Origin of the sequence: Rhodococcus sp. BP-332, assembly GCF_019836065.1 — a bacterium.
In the GTDB taxonomy this organism is placed as follows: Bacteria; Actinomycetota; Actinomycetes; order Mycobacteriales; family Mycobacteriaceae; genus Rhodococcoides.
Window position 1 is genome coordinate 607,182 of sequence record NZ_JABUEC010000004.1, and the last position, 18,529, is coordinate 625,710.

The 18,529-nt window shown below is 66.3% G+C and carries 17 protein-coding genes, 1 tRNA gene and 1 pseudogene; 6 read left to right on the top strand and 13 right to left on the bottom strand.

Annotation, left to right across the window (positions count from 1 at the left end):
• Window positions 1-39: 39 nt before the first annotated feature.
• The 4 genes from HQ314_RS21815 (at window position 40) to HQ314_RS18105 (ending at window position 2,526) form a co-directional block, all read left to right on the top strand.
• On the top strand, window positions 40-897 hold the full coding sequence (locus HQ314_RS21815) for a diguanylate cyclase (protein WP_222650792.1): 858 nt from the start codon (window positions 40-42) through the stop codon (window positions 895-897).
• A complete protein-coding gene (locus HQ314_RS18095) occupies window positions 878-1,132 on the top strand; it encodes a hypothetical protein (protein WP_222650793.1) in 255 nt (84 codons plus the stop codon). The genes HQ314_RS21815 and HQ314_RS18095 overlap by 20 nt, the downstream gene beginning before the upstream one ends.
• Window positions 1,133-1,292: 160 nt before the next feature.
• Entirely contained in the window at window positions 1,293-2,429 is a 1,137-nt protein-coding gene (locus HQ314_RS18100) for a diguanylate cyclase (RefSeq protein ID WP_222650794.1), read from the top strand.
• 25 nt (window positions 2,430-2,454) lie between these two features.
• Window positions 2,455-2,526, top strand: a tRNA-Thr gene (locus HQ314_RS18105).
• Between the two features lie 365 nt (window positions 2,527-2,891).
• On the opposite strand, the pseudogene HQ314_RS18110 reads toward HQ314_RS18105, so the two are convergent.
• Window positions 2,892-3,464: pseudogene (locus HQ314_RS18110) on the bottom strand (hypothetical protein); the annotation flags it as partial.
• A gap of 87 nt (window positions 3,465-3,551) precedes the next feature.
• On the opposite strand from HQ314_RS18110, the gene HQ314_RS21895 reads away from it, so the two are divergent.
• On the top strand, window positions 3,552-3,971 hold the full coding sequence (locus HQ314_RS21895) for a GNAT family N-acetyltransferase (RefSeq protein ID WP_374197852.1): 420 nt from the start codon (window positions 3,552-3,554) through the stop codon (window positions 3,969-3,971).
• Between the two features lie 327 nt (window positions 3,972-4,298).
• Here HQ314_RS21895 and mftG read toward each other — a convergent pair whose 3' ends face one another.
• Genes mftG through mftA form a run of 6 tightly spaced genes read right to left on the bottom strand, consistent with a single transcriptional unit; the run spans window position 4,299 to window position 9,457 of the window.
• Window positions 4,299-5,714 (bottom strand): mycofactocin system GMC family oxidoreductase MftG, encoded by a 1,416-nt coding sequence (gene mftG, locus HQ314_RS18120; RefSeq protein WP_222628162.1) that lies wholly within the window; start codon window positions 5,712-5,714, stop codon window positions 4,299-4,301.
• A gap of 26 nt (window positions 5,715-5,740) precedes the next feature.
• On the bottom strand, window positions 5,741-6,370 hold the full coding sequence (gene mftE, locus HQ314_RS18125; protein WP_222650796.1) for a mycofactocin biosynthesis peptidyl-dipeptidase MftE: 630 nt from the start codon (window positions 6,368-6,370) through the stop codon (window positions 5,741-5,743).
• Window positions 6,371-6,429: 59 nt separating this feature from the next.
• The gene (gene mftD, locus HQ314_RS18130; protein WP_222650797.1) at window positions 6,430-7,686 is read right to left on the bottom strand and encodes a pre-mycofactocin synthase MftD; all 1,257 of its coding nucleotides are present in this window, start codon (window positions 7,684-7,686) and stop codon (window positions 6,430-6,432) included.
• Between the two features lie 4 nt (window positions 7,687-7,690).
• On the bottom strand, window positions 7,691-9,028 hold the full coding sequence (gene mftC / locus HQ314_RS18135; RefSeq protein WP_222650798.1) for a mycofactocin radical SAM maturase: 1,338 nt from the start codon (window positions 9,026-9,028) through the stop codon (window positions 7,691-7,693).
• Window positions 9,025-9,339: a mycofactocin biosynthesis chaperone MftB gene (mftB, locus tag HQ314_RS18140; RefSeq protein ID WP_308119465.1), complete on the bottom strand. Its 315-nt coding sequence runs from the start codon at window positions 9,337-9,339 to the stop codon at window positions 9,025-9,027. Before mftB ends, mftC begins: the two co-directional genes overlap by 4 nt.
• A gap of 7 nt (window positions 9,340-9,346) precedes the next feature.
• The gene (mftA, locus tag HQ314_RS18145) at window positions 9,347-9,457 is read right to left on the bottom strand and encodes a mycofactocin precursor MftA (RefSeq protein WP_155957132.1); all 111 of its coding nucleotides are present in this window, start codon (window positions 9,455-9,457) and stop codon (window positions 9,347-9,349) included.
• A gap of 202 nt (window positions 9,458-9,659) precedes the next feature.
• Between mftA and mftM the strand changes: the two genes are divergently transcribed.
• Window positions 9,660-10,508, top strand: coding sequence for a mycofactocin oligosaccharide methyltransferase MftM (mftM, locus tag HQ314_RS18150; RefSeq protein WP_222650799.1), 849 nt, complete (start codon window positions 9,660-9,662; stop codon window positions 10,506-10,508).
• On the opposite strand, the gene HQ314_RS18155 is transcribed toward mftM, so the two are convergent.
• The 6 genes from HQ314_RS18155 to mdo are packed head-to-tail and all read right to left on the bottom strand — an operon-like array spanning window position 10,505 to window position 17,598.
• Entirely contained in the window at window positions 10,505-11,137 is a 633-nt protein-coding gene (locus HQ314_RS18155; protein ID WP_027507086.1) for a response regulator transcription factor, read from the bottom strand. The genes mftM and HQ314_RS18155 overlap by 4 nt on opposite strands.
• On the bottom strand, window positions 11,137-12,429 hold the full coding sequence (locus HQ314_RS18160; protein ID WP_308115587.1) for a histidine kinase: 1,293 nt from the start codon (window positions 12,427-12,429) through the stop codon (window positions 11,137-11,139). The genes HQ314_RS18155 and HQ314_RS18160 overlap by 1 nt, the downstream gene beginning before the upstream one ends.
• Window positions 12,426-13,664, bottom strand: coding sequence for an iron-containing alcohol dehydrogenase (locus tag HQ314_RS18165; protein WP_222650800.1), 1,239 nt, complete (start codon window positions 13,662-13,664; stop codon window positions 12,426-12,428). Before HQ314_RS18165 ends, HQ314_RS18160 begins: the two co-directional genes overlap by 4 nt.
• Window positions 13,665-13,720: 56 nt before the next feature.
• A complete protein-coding gene (locus tag HQ314_RS18170; RefSeq protein ID WP_222650801.1) occupies window positions 13,721-15,226 on the bottom strand; it encodes a VWA domain-containing protein in 1,506 nt (501 codons plus the stop codon).
• Between the two features lies 1 nt (window position 15,227).
• Window positions 15,228-16,295, bottom strand: coding sequence for a MoxR family ATPase (locus HQ314_RS18175; protein ID WP_222650802.1), 1,068 nt, complete (start codon window positions 16,293-16,295; stop codon window positions 15,228-15,230).
• Window positions 16,296-16,326: 31 nt separating this feature from the next.
• Entirely contained in the window at window positions 16,327-17,598 is a 1,272-nt protein-coding gene (gene mdo / locus HQ314_RS18180; protein ID WP_222640167.1) for an NDMA-dependent methanol dehydrogenase, read from the bottom strand.
• Window positions 17,599-18,529: the final 931 nt, after the last annotated feature.

Consider the following 18,529-nt stretch of genomic DNA (forward strand, 5'->3'; position numbering starts at 1 on the left):
GGGGGGCGACGACGTCCGACCCTGCAAGGACGGCCCACCGTGCGCGTGCTCCCCGGAATCTCGGCGGCCGACGTCGACTACGAGAGCGTCGTGGCGTACCACCGCCACGGCACCGCGATCCGGCGAGCGCCATACCTCATAGCGTTCGCATGCGTCCTGCTTCTCGTGAAGACCGGTGCGGATCTGGCCACCGTCCGAGGTGCCGGGTTCCGTCCGACGGTTCTCCTCGTGTCCGCAGCGGTCACCGCCGCTCTCGCGCTGTGGTGGCTCCGCGGACGAATGCCGGGTCGCTACGGATCGGTCGCGTTCGTGGCCGTCGCCGACATCGTCGTCCTCGCCCCGCTGGTGGTGCTGCCCCCGTCGTCGGTGATCGTCGTTCAGAGCGTGCTGTTGCTCGCGGTGGGTAACTACGCGAGCGCGTTCCACGGCCTGCGCATGTACCTCGCGCACAGCATCCTCGTCCTCGGGGTGACGACGGCGCTGGTGCTGCGAGCGCTCGCCGTGGGGTCCGAGAGCCTGGTCGTCGTGGCCGCGACCGCGGTGGTCGTCGCGTTCGTCGTGTACGGCGGATCCACGCTGAACCACGTCTTCTTCACCCAGCTTCGCGACGACGCGGTGCGGGCCCATCACGATCAGCTCACCGGGCTGCGCAATCGTCTGGGCCTGCTCGTCGACGTGGAGAAGCAGATCCGTGACGCCGCCGGCGTGCCGGTCACCATGTCGATCCTGTGCATCGATCTCGACGCGTTCAAGTCCGTCAATGATCGGCACGGCCACGCGGCCGGCGACGAGGTCCTCAGACGCGCCGCCGGTCGGATCGCCGCGGTCGCCGGGGACGCCCGTCAGCGCGCGGACGGGCGGGGAGGAGTTCGCCCTCGTGGTCGTCGGTGTGGGTGACCCCGCGCCGGAGATGGCGAACGCCCTTCTCGACGCCATTCACCGCCCCGACGATCCCACCCCCGTCACTGCGTCCGTCGGTGTGTCCAGCGTCCCCGTGCCGTTCGGACGCGTCGATGTGCGTGACCTTCTGGACACGGTTCTCGCCTCTGCTGATCGAGCCATGTACGAGGCGAAACGGTGCGGTGGGCATCGCGCAGCCGTCGCGACGGGCGACGACGCGCACTGCCTCTGACGACCGGAAACCGTCCTATACCTCGTTCGGTCGGTCTTTTTCGGGCTCTGTTCCCGCAATGACCGTGTCGACCGGGGATCGTGTGCCTACCATTGCGGTCGACGACGGTGTGGGGACCACCGTCGACACTGTTGTCCGTTTCGATGCAAGGCTGGCTCGAGTGCGTGTTCTCCGCGAATGGTGGTCGTCCGACATCGACTACGCGTGGGTCGCCAATTACCACCGGACCCACGCCTACCTGAGGTCGGCGCCGTACTTCATCAGCGCGGCCTGCTTCCTGCTCGCAGTGAAGACGGTCGCGGATCTGGTCACAGCCCGTGACGCCGGACTCGGCGCATCCGGGTGGGTGTTCGCCGTGGCCACCGTCGTCTCCATCGCGCTCGGTCTGATGTGGGGGCGCGGCCACTTCCTCTCCCGGACGTGGTCGCTGCGCTTCGTCATCATCGGCGACGTCACCATCGCCGCGGTGCTGTTCGCGTTGCCGCCGTCCCAGATCGTCGTCATCTCCGCCGCGCTGTTGGTGACGGTGGGGAACTACGCCAATGCGTTCCACGGCGTGCGCGTCTTCGTCTGCCACGAAGCCTGGGCCATCGGCGTCGCCGGGCTGCTGTTCTTCCGACTGGTGACCACCACGTCGGTGGAGGTGTCCGCCGCCGTGTCGACCCTGGTCACCGTCCTCGTCGTCCTCTTCGCCGCGTCGTCTCTCAATCACTTGTTCTTCACCGCACTGCGTGACGACGCGGCGCGCGCGTTCTACGACCAGCTGACCGGTCTACGGAACAGACGCGGGTTGCTCGTCGACGTCGAGTCGATGCTCCGCAGCGCGCGACTCGCACCCGCCGACGGCGCCACCGTCGTGTCCGCCGTCTGCCTCGATCTCGACGCCTTCAAGTCCGTCAACGACCGCTTCGGCCACACCATCGGCGACGACGTCCTCCGCAGCGCCGCCGCCCGGATCGGTCGGGTGTCCTTCGACGCCGTCTCCGCGCGCATCGGCGGCGAGGAGTTCCTGGTCGTCGTCGCCGGCGACGAGTCGAGGGGACCGGCGGTCGCCCGCGCGTTGCTGCACGCCATCCATCGAGACGATGACGCGACACCGATCTCCGCATCCATCGGGGTGGCGTCCCTACCCCTGTCGCAGGCCCGCGGCGACACCGCCGTGATGCTCAACAGCCTGCTCGATCGCGCAGACGCCGCCATGTACGAGGCGAAGCGACAGGGCGGGAACAGGGTCAGCGTCGCCGACCCCGGAACCGACGGGGTGGGCGGGCGCCGGCAGGAGGGGCTCTCGTTATGATGGTGCCGCTCGGTTCGCCGGGCACGCCTCCTTAGCTCAGTGGTAGAGCACTCGCCTTGTAAGCGAGCGGTCTTCGGTTCAATCCCGAAAGGAGGCTCTCGATAGGCCTCTGACCAGCACGAAGGTTTCGATATGGCCTGATCTGACCTCTCGTTTCACGACTTCCCCCGGTACGTCCGTGCAGGTCCGCCACAGTCCAGGGGCGTCCGGTCGCCTGCGAATTCTCTTGAAACTCGGCTCGATGTCACGAGTTGTCACAACTCATCCGTAACTCGTTCGATGGACTCGGGTGGACGTCAGTGGCCGTGGGGGGACTTCGGCGACGAAGAGGCCATCACAGAACGTGGACTTCCGGGGACGTTTGTGGCCGGATTCCACTCGCTTCGCGTCCGGTCGCCGGCGGCGTGGACGTGTGCGGACGTCGGTGCACGGTGCACCGCTCGCTTCGCGAATCCCGCCGGGTCACTCCGTCTGCGTGTTCTCGTGTCGCTGGCGCTGTCTGGTTCCGTACGCGGCTTCCTTGACTGCGTCGTCGTCCTCGAGGCCGGATCCGAGGGCGCCGCCGATGGTGGCGATCGAGGCGAGGAGCCAGCTGAGTTCGAGGTAGTCGGCGACGGTCGCGCTGTGCCCGAGGGTGGAGGACAGGACGTGCGCTCGGAGAGGGAGCCAAGCGGTGAAGAGCAGCAGACCGAACAGGGCGATGTGGAGGACGGCGACGCCGATGGTGAGGGTGATGACGGTCGCAGTGTTGTAGAGCTTCGAGCGTTCGCGTTCCTCGTCGGATTCGGGCCGTTCCCACAGTTCGTGGTCGATGACGAGCCAGAGGATGAGCGTCACCGTCGACAGGATCGTCGCCGCACAGAGGCGCCATCCGCCCATGGTGTCGGCGAACGACCAGATGGTGCTGGTGGACAACGCGAATGCGCCGGTGGCGAAGGCGCCGACGAGCACCTTGGACAGGCCGGTGACCAGCCGCCAGGGCCGGTTGGCTCGTACCATTCCCGAGAGCAGCCGGAGCCTGCGTAGTCCCTTCGGTACGAGATCGAACTTCCCTCGCCGCCCGTGTTGTCCGACCCTCACGCGGAGGTGAGGACGTCGTACCTGGTGGGCGAGCTGGCTGACATGCTCCATCGTGAGCGGAGCACGGACTGGTTGCGAGCTGCGAGCCTCGACTTCGATGCGTACGTGGCCGAGCGGGTAGGAGTGCGCGATCGATGGGGTGTCCCTTCCCGGGTGTGGTGGTACACATCGGGTGAGTACTACCTCGGCTCTCTCGTGCTGCGTCACCGTCTGATCGACGACGAGGGTGGCGGTCACATCGGCTATCACGTCGTGTATCCGTGGCAGCGGCGTGGGCACGCGACACGCATGCTGCGAGCCGCACTGGGTAGATGCTCTCGGGTGGGTATCACACGCACATTGCTAACCGTGGCTCCCGACAATGTCGCCTCGCTGAGGGTCGTCGATCGCAACGGGGGTGTACCCGACGGGGTGAATTATGAAGGCGAGGCGCGGTTCTGGATCGACACATCGGATCAATGACGTACCTCGGTTTCCCTGAAGCCCGGAAGCCCTGAATTCTCGGCGACGAACGTGCTCACCCCGGATGCCTTCCGCGTGCGAGGCGCACACGGTGCCCGCTCTGCTCGAGCGCGATGCTCGCGTTCCCCTTGACGACCGGTGATGCGACGGTGTGGTCGCTGACAGCTGTACCCCGGCAGGCGGACCGTCGCGCGTCAGACCACGGCTGCGACGATCGCTGTGACGATCGGGCAGGCACTGGTGGCGGAGAATGCCGAAACAACTATCTTGGGTGAGAACGGATTTCGGACGCCGTATATCTCTGGGCCTCCGAGGTGACGCCGCGCGTCACACTTGTCGTTCGCGATGCGATCCTGTGGTCGAGGGCTGACCGATCGCGAGATGCGCGGCGTGCAGTGCCGCCATCACCACCGTTTCGTGCGGGCCGACCGAGGGGATGCTCGGGAACATCGACGAGTCCATCACGTGGAGGCCGTCGATTCCGTGCACGGCGCAGTGGTCGTCGACCACGGAGAGCGGATCGGTGCCCATGCGGGCGCTGCAGCACATGTGCGCCGACGTTCCGAGCCTGTCCACCAAGCGCTCCGCGCGAGCACTCTCGACCACGCCGAACGACGACGCGAGCGTTCGAGCCAGAGCGACGCCGGCCTGCAGTCCGGCTCTGTCTCGTGGTGAAGTGAGGTAGCGGTATTCGATTCGCGGCGCGGCGAATGGGTCGGCCGACACCGGCGAGATGCGTCCGCGCGAGTCGGGTCGCATGACAGCAACACCCAGCACCGGATTCATCGGCGGCAGCCCGGATATCAACTGGTCGAAAGATGCTGTGTAAGGGCGGATCTCCACATCGCCGACGTGCAGGACGACGTCGAGAGCGCGGGTTCGCCCGCCGGATGGAGGTCGAAGCGGAACGTACGGCACCGTCACCTCCGGGTGATCACGAAACCCCACTCCCACGCCGGGCAGCGCATGGTGCACGTCCACGCCCACGTTCCGGAGCACTGCGGGGTCGCCGATGCCTGAATGCATCAGAAGCAGTGGTGTTCTCACCGCACCCGCGGTCAGGATGATCGTGTCCGCCCGGAGGACGAAGTGCCCGTCGTCGTCGGTGCCCGTGACGCCGACCGCGCGTGTCCCCTCGAGAAGTACCCGCGCGACACGGGTGCGCGGTCGCACGTCGACGAGATGGCGTACTGGCGCCAGATACGCGTGTGCCGTGGTGACGCGGTAGCCGTCCCGAACATTCGAGGGCACGGCCATCCACGCATCGGTGCCTTTCTCGGCTCGGCTGACACACGAGAACCCGGCTGACGAGCATGCCCGGGCGAAGGCTCGGCCGATCTCCGAGTCGATACTCGCCGTGGGCACCATGTGCCGCTCGACGTCGTCGTAACGGCGCCGGACCATGGGCCAGGACCATGTCGTCCGCGGCCAGGCGTCGAAGTCGGCAGAGGGGGCGCGGACAAAGTACGCACCGTTGACGGCGCCGCTTCCCCCGAGGACTCTGCCTCTGGCCATGAATCCTGTCCGACCGGCGGAGAGCTCGACCTCGAACGTGTCCACCCGCTCCGATTCGGGCCCGATAGGCAGCTGCGTCGCAGAGCGCAGATCCTCGGCGTCGATGTCGGACTTCCCGGCTTCGAGAAGTGCGACGGTGGCCCCCGCCGCAGCGATTGTCGCTGCGACAACGCATCCCGCACTACCGCCCCCGACGACGACGACGTCGAACGAGTCACCGGTGGTCACAGTCGGCCGTGCGTGTCGGGAGCCCACTATCGAACGGCTGCGGCGAGGGAGTCCCGCATCGATGCCACGAGCGAAGCGCCCTCGGCGGCGCTCGCACCCCGAGGGTCGCCCAGAACACCGTTGCTGGTGATCGCGCTCATCCCCAGGGTGCGTAGGCGCGGAAGCAACGAGGCGATCGGGGCGGTGATTCCCACCTCCACAGCAGACTCGTCGACCAGGTTCGGTGCGAGATGCATCATGAGGGACGTTTCCGTACGACCGGCGTGGGCATCGCCGCCGGCGACCGCGCAGGGAAACCATGCGACATCTCGGCCCTCGTATCGCAGGAGACCGACCGCGGAGACGAGGGACGACAGGTTGCCACCGTGGCCATTGACGAACACCACTCGATCGGCCCATCGGCAGATGGATCGGCCGTACTCGACGAGGACAGCGGTCAGTGCTTCAGCTCCGAGAGAGACCGTGCCGGCGAAGCCCTCATGTTCGCCGCTGGCCCCATAGGCGAGGGCAGGGGCGAGGACGGCGTCATCGAGAGACCCCGCGACTGCTGCGGCGACGCGGGTGTCGGTGTCCAAGGGGAGATGCGGGCCGTGTTGCTCCAGCGACCCCACCGGCACCGCCACCAACCGAGCCCCGACCGTCTCGCGCGAGCGCATCGTTCCCAGGTTCAAGGACTGAGCGGGCCTCGACGACGACACGCTGAACCGCCCTACCGTCAGGACGACCGACGTGCGGAGGTCAGCACGGTGGTGGCAGCATCGGACACTGTCGGCGCGGGCACGCTCTCACCCAGCCGGCGAGTGAAGCCGTCCGGAACGACGATGTCCTGCGGGGTCAGGTCGTGGATCGAACTCTTGCCCATGCCGAGCAGCGCGCTGTCGGTACCCATGCGCAGCACATCCAGAACGTTCTCCACACCGGCCTGTCCGTTCGCGGCGAGACCCCACAGGTAGGCACGGCCGATCATCACCGCGCGGGCACCGAGGGCGACGGCCTTGACGACATCGCTGCCGCGGCGGATCCCGCCGTCGAGCAGTACCTCGATCTCGTCGCCGACGGCCTCGGCGACGGCGGGCAGCATACGGATGGTGGCCGGTGTGCCGTCGAGGTTGTTGCCGCCGTGGTTGGAGACGGAGATGGCGGAGAAACCGGCGTCGACGGCTCGGTGGGCGTCGTCGATGCGGGAGATGCCCTTGAGCATGAACGGGCCGTCCCACTGCGCACGGAGCCAGGCGATGTCGTCCCAGGACGGCGGTGGAGTCTGCTGCCACATGCCGTACGCGCCGAAGAACGTGGGTAGCTGAGGTGCACCGGCGGGCAGGATGTTCGGCGTCGTCAGGTCTGGCACTCTGCCGGTTCGTGCGAACTTGTACAGCCAGGCGGGACGGAGAATGCCCTCGGGTGCGAACTTGACCATGGCCGCGAGATTCATCTTCTCCGGAATGGCGGGGCTGCCCCAGTCGCGCCCGTAGGAGAACGACCAGTCGAGGGTGAGGATCATCCCCACCGCCCCGGCAGCTTTCGCCCGTTCCATGCGGGCGACCATCTCATCGCGGGTGCCGAGCCAGTAGACCTGGAAGAGTGTCTGCGGGTTGGCCGCCGCCACGTCCTCGACCGACTTCGATGCGAACGAGGACAGGCCGATGGCGGTGCCACGTGCCGCCGCCGCACGAGCCACGGCAACCTCACCGTCGGGGTCGACCGCCTGAACTCCCGTCGGCGAGATGATGACGGGCATGGAGATGTGCTGCCCCATCACCGTTGTCGACTGATCACGCTCGTGACAATGTCCGGCGACACTGGGTGCGAATCCGAGTTCGCCGAAGGCCGCGAGATTGTCGTCGTAGGTCGTGCCACGTTCGGAGCCGGCGATCAGTGCGGAGTACACCGATGCCGGGAGTCGCTTCTTCGCTCGTCTCTGAGCTTCGGCGACAGTCTCCATCCAGGCGGGTCGTGACCAGGGGGTGCGCATGGTGTCAGTCCTTCTCTCGGGGCATTCCCGCAAGGGGGCTCTCGTCACACAGTTTCGATGCCGGCGGCCGGCCTCCGGCCTTCCCGAGTGCCGGCCGGCCTCCGGCCTTCCCGAGTGCCGGCCGGCCTCCGGCCTTCCCGAGGGCGGGCGCGCCGTCGCGGCGGGTGAGCAGCGTCAAGGGGATCGACGCTTTCGGGGTGGACCGCTTCCCGGTGCGTGAGTGGTCGACACTCGATTTCGGGACGGTGCCGCGGTCGGCGGCGAGCGCGGATTCGCCGTAGCCCTGGACGCATTCGGGGTCGGGGCCGTCCATGGGCAGTCCGGTGAAGAATTTCGCGGCCATGCATCCGCCGCGGCAGGCGTCGAAGTGCGCGCACTTGGTGCAGGCGCCGCTAGTCTGCGGTGAGCGCAGTTCCTGGAACAGTTCCGAGGTCTGCCAGACGGCTTGGAAGCCGCCCATGTTGGGGGTGGCGTCGCGGACGATGTTGCCGGCGAGGAACTGGTCGTGGATGGCGAAGGGGCAGGCGTAGACGTCGCCGATCGGGTCGATCAGGCACACCACTCGCCCGGCGCCGCAGAGGTTCAATCCCGGGAGGGCGTCGCCGAAGGCGGAGAGGTGGAAGAAGGAGTCGCCGGTGAGGACACCGTCGCCGTTGGCGACGAGCCAGTCGTAGAGTTCGCGCTGTTGTCCGGCGGTGGGGTGCAGGTCGTCCCACACGTCGGCGCCGCGGCCGGACGGGCGCAGGCGGGTGATGCGGAGGGTGGCGTCGTAGGCGTCGGCGAGGGCCTTGAACTCGTCGAGCTGGGAGACGTTGTGGCGGGTGACGACGACGGAGATCTTCGCGTCACGGAACCCGGCGTCCTTCAGGTTCTTCAGGGCGCGGACGGCCATGTCGAACGAGCCGGGGCCGCGGACGGCGTCGTTGACCTCGGCGGTGGCGCCGTCGATGGAGATCTGCACGTCGACGTAGTCGGACGCGGCGAGCCTCGCGGCGACCTTCTCGTCGATCTTGACGCCGTTGGTGGAGAACTTCACGCCCACCTGGTGGGCGGTGGCGTAGTCGACGAGTTCCCAGAAGTCGGATCGGACGGTCGGTTCACCGCCGCCGATGTTGACGTAGAAGACCTGCATCTTCTGCAGTTCGTCGATGATCGACTTGCACTGCTCGGTGGACAGTTCTCGTGGGTCGCGCCGCCCGGAGGAGGACAGGCAGTGCACGCAGGAGAGGTTGCAGGCGTAGGTGAGCTCCCACGTCAGGCAGATGGGGGCGTCGAGCCCGAGTTCGAACTGGTCGACCAGGCGGCCGACCGGTTGCTCGGGGCGGGCGAGAGTGGAGGTCATGCCGGGCCTTCCTTCACGGGAGTGGGAACGATCATCGTCGAGTCCGCGAGAGCGGCGAGTGCCTGCGCGTAGCGCGGCATCGCTGATTCCTCGATTCCCATGGCCGACATCGCGGATCGTGCATCCGGATGCGATGACAGCGAGGTGACCAGTGACACGATGACGGTGTTCTTGAGGAACGAGAGCTTGCGGGTCCCGAAGTGATACAGCAACGCCCCGAACGGTTCCGGGCGCAACGCGACCTGAGGATTGAGCTGCCACGCCAGGGCCAGGTCCACCGTTCGGGGCGATGCAGCGAGCACGTCGGTCACGGCCGACTCAGTAGACGCCGCACATGCCGTCGATGGAGACTTCCTCCACCAACGACTCCTGAACCAATGGCTCCTGCTGCGACGTGTCTGTCGTCTCGGTGGGATCGCTGTGAGTCATGACGTACCTCCGGTCTCGGGTGTCTCGAACGCGCATTCTCGGGTGAGGTGCGTGAATTCACTGTAGGACCGAGAGAGATTCAGGTGTCCGATGTTCCTCTGTGACAGGCCTGTTGGCGCCCGAGGACTGCCCGATCGGGCAGGTTCGGAACCGGCCGTCACGTCGCGGCGTTCGGCCCTAGGATCGATGCTGTCCCCGACAGATGTGGGAGAGGCCTGTGACCGCGACACTCCAACCATTCGATTCCCTCGCACCGTGTGCGCCCGGTGTGTGGAGGCACGGCAACGTGACCGTCACCCGCTCCGACGATCGGATCGCCGGTGGCATCCATATCGTGCGGAGCGGAGGCGTGCTGGAGGTGCGACACTCCCTGACCGCGGATCGCCTCAGCGATGCGCTGGTCGGCGAGGTCACCGACCGAGTCTCGGCCTCCGGCTCGAGCAGATCGGAGTTCGAAGCGATCATGGTCGGCCTCGTGAGGTCCACCGTCCCCGGCGCGGTCGCGGCCTGGGCCACTTTTTATCGTAATTCGTTGATAGAGTTGACATCCGGTACGTCGGACTTTGCACCGATTCATGCCTGCGCTGACGACCTGGTCGACGGCGACAGCGTGCTCGACCTCGGTTCGTGCTTCGGATTCTTTCCCCTGCGGCTCGCTTCTCGTGGCGTGGACGTGATCGCCACGGATCTTCACGGGGGAACCGTGCGTCTGCTCGACGCCATGACGACTGCTCTGGGCCTCGACGTCGCCACCCTGGTGTGCGATGCCGCCTCCGTGCCTGTGCCCGACGCTCACGTCGACACCGTGACGGCGTTGCACCTTCTCGAACACGTCGACCTGAGATCGGGTGACGCGATCGTGCAGGAGGCGCTGCGCGTCGCACGCCGGCGAGTGGTGATCGCGGTGCCGTTCGAAGAGGAAGCCGAACGCTGTCACGGCCATGTCCGCACCTTCGATCTCGCCGCACTGGCATCCGCGGTCTCGCGCAGTGGCGCGCCCTTCGACGTGTTCGAGCACCACGGTGGCTGGGCCGTGCTCGACGCACGCTAGATCAAGCCGCCCTTGCTCGCAGCGTAGACGGCCTCTGCACGGCGACTGACGCCCAATTTGCGCATGATGTTGCTGACGTGGAACTTGACTGTGGTCGCCGAGATGAACAGTTCGGTGCCGATCCTGGTGTTGGACATGCCGTTCGCGAGCAGGCGCAAGACTTCGAGTTCGCGCTCGGTCAGTCTTCCGTCGGGTTCGCCTCCTCGGTTGAGCGACCGCACCACCGCGGAGGCACTGCGGGCGTCGAATGCGGACTCGCCGCGAGACACTGCACGGATGGCTCGCACGAGTTCCGTGGTGTCGACATCCTTGACCACGTAGCCGCGTGCTCCCGCATGAACGGCTTCGACGACGAGTCGCTCGTCGAGGAATGTGGTCAGCACGAGCAGGCCCATGGACGGATGCGACTTCGACAACTTCTTGCACAGGGTCAGACCCTCGTAATCCGAACTGGCAGAAAGCTTGAGATCCATCAGAACCACGTCAGGGGTGAGGTGAGCCGCCGTCGTGGTGGCTTCGTCGAGCGATGCCGCCTCGCCGACGATTCTCAGGTCGGGCTCGCGTTCGAGGACGGAACGCAGACCCTGGCGCAGGATCGCGTGGTCGTCGACGAGAAGGATGGAGGTCATCATGCTCCGATCGGAATCGTTGCGGCGATGCGTATTCCGCCCAGGCGCGACCGTCTGACGTCGAAGGTGCCGTCGAACTCTCTCACGCGCGCAGCCATGTTCACGAGACCGCGGTGTGAGCCGTCGAGGTCGTTGGTCTCCGCGAGTCGCATCACGACGCGGAGATCGCGGGGATCGCCGTCGCCGTCGTCGTCGACGGTCAGCAGTACCGAGTGGTCGCGATACGTGAGTCGGAGTGCGGCGCGGGAGGCATTCGAATGCACCGCCGAATTGAACAACGCTTCACCGGCGATACGAAGGACCGCATGCTCGAGGTCGCTCGACAACTCGACAGCGTTACCGACGGTGTTGACCTTGACCTGCAATTCGTCCGGCATGTGAACGACAGCGAGTTGATCGAGCATCTCCGGGAGTGACGAGCGATTCGAGTCACCCGCGTGGTTCAGCGCGTAGATCGCAGATCGCAACTGTTCGACTGCACGCCTGGTCAGGTCTTTCGCCAGATCGAGGCGATCTCGACGCTCCGCGTCGGGGATCTCGCTGCGACACACCTCGATCTGCATACCGGCGGAGAGCACTGCCTGGGTGACACTGTCGTGTAGTTCACGGGCGATGCGGTGCCGCTCCTCGTCCACTACCTGGTGGCGCTGAGCCGCGCCGAGCTGTCTCTGCGTGGTCTCCAGTTCAGCGTTACGCACCGCGAGGTCCGCCGCGGTGCGGCGGGCGTTCTGGAACAGGGCCGAGTTCTGCAGCGCCACCGCAGTTTGCGAGGCGAGGATGCTCAGGACGGCCCCGTCGGTGGCATCGAGAGTTCGGTGCTCACCGGTCCACGCGGCGAACGCTCCCACAGCGCCGCCCACCGAATCGATGGGGACGAACGCGTAGTGGGGTTCTATGACGATGCCACCCTGCACCCGCGCTCGGCGGATGTCGTCGAGGCACTCCACCACGTCGTCGGGCAGAGGAGGGCCCTCGACGTCGTCCACGAGAAACGGTGTCGCATCGGGGCCGAGGACCAGTCGGCGAGGGCCGGCGTCCGGAAGTGCGCCGTCCGTGAGGGCGAAGACGACCCAGCGGGCGCTGAGGTGTGCGCGAGCGGCCTCGGCCACTGCACAGATCAAAGTTTCGGGTCCCTCGACCGTGCGGACGAGCGCACGAGACACCAGATCGAGGGCGTGGAAAATCCGTTCGGCCCGTTCGGCGGCTCCCCGGTATTGCGGGTAGTACGTGCTCTTCGACGAGCGCAGGCCGGTGAGGCGGGACAGGTCCGTCACCGGTTCGCGCTGAGTCACAGTGCTTTCCGGAACAGTGCTGCGATGTCGCTCTGAGTGGCCGGCCGCGGATTGGTGGCCATGCAGGCGTCGCGGAGCGAGAACTCCGCGAGGCGCTCGACATCGGCGTCGGTGACGCCGATGCTCCCGAGTGTGCGGGGAACTCCGACGGCCCGCGCCAGGGTCTCGACCCGATCCGCGACCGCGAACGCTGCCTCTGCGGCCGATCCGCGTGCCTCGGGGAGCCCGAGACTCGCGGCGACGGGCACGTACGGCCGACCGTCGGCACCCGCGTTGAAGCGGATGACATGAGGTAGAAGTATCCCGTTGATGACGCCGTGGGGGAGGTCGAGAAGACCACCCACCTGGTGACTCATCGCGTGCGCGGCTCCGAGGATGGCATTGGTGAACGCGAGTCCACCCTCCAGGCTGGCCTGGGCCATCACGGTGCGCGCGGGAAGCCCGTCGGGGTCTGCGATCGTGTGGGCGAGAGTCTCGATGACGAGAGTGACAGCCCGGAGGGCATGGTGGTCCGTGAGGGGATTGTGGGCGAGCGAGACGAACGCCTCGATCCCGTGCGTCAGGGCATCCAGACCGGTGGCCGCACTGAGCCATTCCGGCATGGTGGTGAGCAGTCTCGGATCGATGATCGTGATGTCCGGGACCAGTGCACGGCCGAGAATGGTGATCTTGGTGCCACGGTCGGTGTCCGTCACGATGCAGAATTGAGAGACGTCGGCTCCGGTGCCGGCGGTGCTGGGGACCATCACGACAGGCGGGATGGGTGATTCGACCGTGTCGACGCCCTCGTAGTCGAGGATGCGACCGCCGTTCGACGCCAGGATGGCCACGCCCTTCGCCGCGTCCATGACGCTGCCGCCACCGATCGCCACGAGGACGTCGCACCCGCGGTCGCGATAGACGACGTGGCCGGCCGCGATCTCGTGGTCTTTCGGGTTCGGGGTCGGTTCCGCCCACACCACCGGCGACATGCCGCGCTCTCGTAATTCGTTCTCGATCGCCGCGACCCACCCTGCCTCGAGCAGTCCCACGTCGGTCACCAGGAACGGGCGCACTCCTCCCAGTCTCGCGACCGCATGCGCGACCTCGCCGGTGGAACCCACCCCGAAGACGATCTCGGGGGCATGGAACTTGACGACCCGGCCGACGGCATTGACGTCACCCAGCGGCACGTCCAGCCCGGGAACAGTCGGGTCCGTCGAATGCGCCGAGGACGGTGCAGAGAATCCGGACATGTGATCCAGCTTACGGCGCAACGGACTGTCGATACCTGCCCGATCGGGCAGGACCGTCACCGCAGAGCGTTGCCGAGTTCGGGCGCTCGGTCGATGAGTTGCCGGGCATCGCGGGCCACCACGACGCCGTCGCACACGTCCGCGTACTCGCGCATGGAGCACGACGCCTGGTCCCAGTATCGCTCCGATTCCGGGGTGATCCAAGCCAGTCGGTGAACCCGGCGTGCGATCTCCTGGAGTTTGTCCACTCCCGCCGGGAGACCGTTGCATCGGCCGTCGCCGACGACGATGACGGACGTCCGTGAGGTGATGAACGAGCCGTGGTGGGTGAGTACCTCGTCGAGCACGCGTCCGTAGTCGCTGCTGGCTTCGAGGTCCAGTTCCGGACTGGACAGCACCGTGGCGAGAGCATCGTCTCCAGTGCTTCGGGCCAACTCGTCGGTGACGTCGACTGGTCGATCGACGAAGGCCAACACCGAGCATCTGTTGACTCGGTGGCGCATGCTCTGTGCGAGTCGCAGGGTGAATGCGGTGATGGGCCGTACCGACAGGGAGACGTCGGCGAGTACGAGCAGCCGAACCTGTTCCGGAACAGGGGTGCGCACGATCAGGTGGAACGGCACCCCATCGGTCCGCATCCCGGCGCGCACGGTCCTGCGCATGTCGAGTCGGCCGCGACCGTGTTCACGAGGTCGAGGTCTGGGCGCCCCCCTCATCCGGCGGAGTATCTCCCGGCACGCCCCGTCCACGTCGACGCGAGACAGGGCGTTCGGATCGGCCTCCGTCGCGGGTGTCGTACCCCCCGCGCTGTGCGCCAGCGCATCGACGAAGGCTTCGATGGCCTCCGCGAGTCGATCGAGCTGCGTCCGAGTCATCTCGCCCGCGTCGACTGCGTCGCCGTAGACCGCCGCGGGGTCGTAGGCGTCCAGCCAACCCAGAATTCCGTTCGGGTCGTCCCACCGAAGAGTCCCCCGCGACACGACCGCGTCATCGGACGACAACTCACCGACCGTCGCGCTGTCGGCACGGTCCACGTCCACGGTGAACGTGACTCCGCGGCGACCCGACGCGGAGTCGGCGTCCACGGATACCTGAGAGTCGCTGCTCGTGAGGCTCAGGTCGTCGTCGTCCTTGTGCGGATTGAATCCCTGCTCGGCATCGGGCGTGTCGAAGTGTTCGCCCACGTCCGCGGCGCGCTCGTTGAAGTCCGCGTAGCGGGCGGTGGTGTGCTCCTCGCCGGAGACCTCCAGGTCCGTGGGCATACCGCCGGCCACCACCGCCGCGCTCGCTGTGCGTCCCGGCTCGTCGATCGGGAGAACGGGATCGAACAGCGCCGAGAAGGCCAGGTCGAAGCCCTCCTGCTCGTATGGGTACTTCGCGCACGTGGCGCGCAGTGCCGAGCGCAGAAGCGCTGTGTCGGAGGCTCCGATCAGGCCCAGGACACGCCTCACCTCGATCACCTCCGCGGGCGACGCCGCGACGCCGAATCGGCGGAGGAGCCGGCCGAACACGGCCGACAGAACGTCGAGTACCCGTGCCGGAGTGGCGGACGCGGTCGTCATGTCACGCCTTCTTCCCGACTCCACCACGGTCGCGTCCACCGTGCCCGCGGAAAGCAGCGGTGGTGCTGTTGGGTGGTCGACTGGCGATGCTGGGCGGTGGACCCGAACGGTCGACGGTGTCGTGCGGTGTGGATGGCTGGCGCTGTCGCCGAACGAGTTCGACGTCACTCACGTATTTCAGCAGTGCGGAGGACAGTAGATCCCTCGTGCGCTCGGTGTCGTGTTCTTTCAGGATCATCGCGGCTCGGGCTGCGTCGATGACCTCGGAGACCGACGGGCTCTTGCGCAGGGGGAGTTCCCGCATCGACCGAGCCAGCTCGACGACGTCAGCGACCACGGACTCCTCCACCTCCGGGGCGCGCGAGGAGACGATCTCGCACTCGACCTCCGCGCTCGGGAAATCGACCGCGAAGTGCAGGCAGCGCCGCTTGAGCGCGGCGGACAGTTCACGAGTGTCGTTGGATGTCAGGATCACCCACGGATCTGTCCGCGCCCGGAATGTCCCGACTTCGGGAATGGTGATCTGCTTCTCCGCCAACACCTCGAGGAGCAGCGCTTCCATCGCTTCCTCTGTGCGGTCGACCTCGTCGATGAGCAGCACCACCGGCTGCTCCGAGAGGATCGCATCGAGGAGGGGTCGGACAGCGAGAAAGCCCTCGGAGTAGAGACCGAAATCCGTGTCGGACAATAAGGCTGACGCTGCGGCGAGATCCGGTGCATCGGCGAGTTCGGCGCCCATGCGGTCCCGCAACATCTGGACGTGCAGCAGTTGCTTCGCGTAGTCCCACTCGTACAGCGCGCGATTGTCGTCGAGACCCTCGTAGCACTGCAGGCGGACCAGCCGACGCCCTCCCGCGAGGGCGAGCGCCTTGGCCAGTTCCGTCTTACCGACGCCGGCCGGACCTTCGAGCAACAACGGTCGATCCAGCGCGATGGCGAGGTGCACCACCACCGACAGGTCGTCGGTCGCGATGTACCCGGTCTCCCGGAGCGATGCGCGCACGTCCGCGGGCGTCGCCAGATCAGAAGTGGTCTCCTGTTGTCGAACGAAGGGTCCGGCCGTGGTCATAGTCGTGGTCCTTTCCGTGATCTTTCGTGTGTCAGTACGACGCGTTGATGGAATGACCGACGACCGGAATCATCGACTCGACCGTGACCTCGCGGGGATTGCCCGGCGTGCACCAGTCGTCCTGGATGTGCTCGGAAATGGCGAGGACGGTCTTCTCGTCTCCGGTGATGACGTCTCCGCGGCCGGTGTACTTGCCCGTGTTCATCCGGTTCTTGTCGTATAGGCGGGTGTTCACCTCTCCGAAGTTGTCCGGGATGCCGACGTCCTTCGACAGTCGAATGGCCGCCTCCACAGCAGCATCCGCGGCCTGCACGGTGGTGAGGTTGCGGGTGTCGACTCCCAGGGCGCCGGCCAGCTGCGCGTACCTTTCGTACCGGCTCGGCAGGTTGTACTCCCAGACCCGCGGAAGAGCGATGGCGTTGTTGAGTCCGTGGTGGCTGTCGAAGAAAGCGCTCACGGCATGCGAGATGGAGTGCACGATGCCGAGGCCGCCGGAGTTGAAGGCTTGCCCGGCGATGTACTGCGCGTTCATCATTCCTTCGCGGGCCTTCAGGTTCCGAGGCTCGTACACCGCTTCGCGGAGGTTCTTCGCGACCAGTTCGACGGAATACAACGCATTGCCCAGCGACGGCGCGAAGTCCAGCCGGGAGACGAAGGGCTCGCTTCCGTGGGCGAGGACGTCGAAGCCGCAGTACGCGGTGAAGTGCTGCGGGCAGGTGTAGTAGAGCAGCGGGTCGTCGATCGCGACGGTGACGATGGAGGCCTCGTCGAACGCCACCCACTTGTGGGGCTTGTCCATGTCCGACGTGTCGGTGATGACGTAGGCCCACGAGGTCTCCGAGCCCGTACCCGCCGTCGTGGAGACGGCGATGTGCGGTGGGTTCTCCTTGTTGGTCGACTTCGAGAAGCCCTCGAACTCGTTGATGTTGCGTCCATCGTGCGCGATGACGACACGTGCACCCTTGGCTGCATCGTGACTCGAGCCGCCACCGACGGAGATGATGCTGTCGCACTTCTCCTTCTGGTAGAGCGCGGCGGCGTCCATGACGTTGTAGTCCTTGGGGTTGGACTCCACCTTGTCGAACAACACGACCTCGACGCCCTGGTATTCGATCTTCCCGATCAGTTCCTCGATGATGCCCGAACCCCGGAGGCCCGTCGTGACAAGTAGTGATCGCTTGAAGCCCAGATTCTTCGCCTCGACGCCGATGATGTCGTGTGCGCCGACCCCGAGAAGTGCGCGAGGGAAGGGGTGGAACTCCTTGATCGGGAAGTCCCAGATCTGATTGAGCTCGATGGCCATGGTCGTCTCCTGTGGTCGGCAACGGTTCGACAGTCGATGTGACTGCCATCACCATCCCTGGGGAGATCGACGGGCGGCGGACTTCCCGCTCGAACTGACCTGTTGCGCACCGAGACTGTCCTTTCGGAGAGGTCTCGATGCTGGCCGAAACGAGTGCGCACGAGCAATGAAGGCCCTCGCGACGCTTGGCGTGCGCGCTGATGTGCGCTGTGTCAGCAGAACCATGGTGTGGGAGGCACACGCGCGCCCATGGGCCGGGGAAGTCACTCCACGGGCATCACTGGTTCCTGACGCGGTCACGGTGACACGCTGTCGTGTCACACCCGGCGTTTGCCGTATGTAGAGCCGAGTAGCTGAAGGGACTCTGGCTCACCGGCGCCAGTGGCCGAAACCGCCTCTGCCGCCTTACCCGTCTCAGTCGATCCCCGTGGACGAGATAGGCTGTCCAGCAGAGTGATACAGATCCAGCGAGAGCGAAGCGAAGGTTTGTCGGTGTCACGAGAGTGTCACAAGTCGGGACGGACGGAGGTGGACCGGGGCGGACGGTTATGGACAAAGGAGTAGTTCACGACGGGTTTCCTGAGTCCAGGTGAATCCACCTGATCGGGTCGTCGAAGCCTTGTAAGCGAGCGGTCTTCGGTTCAATCCCGAAAGGGGGCTCTCGATATGCCTCTGAGCAGCACGAATGCTCCGAAATGGCCCCATCTGACCTCTCGTTTCACGACTTCCGCCTGTACGTCCGTGCAGGTCCGCCACGGTCCAGGTGCGTCCGGTCACCTGCGAGAACTGCCGAAATGCGGCTCGATGTCACGAGTTGTCACAACTCATTCGTAACTCGTTCGCGGAATCAGGTGGACGTGGGGGCGGCGCATGGACTTCTGAACGAGCGAGTCTGCGATTGTCGGCGGACGTCCCAGGACTTCTGCGAGGG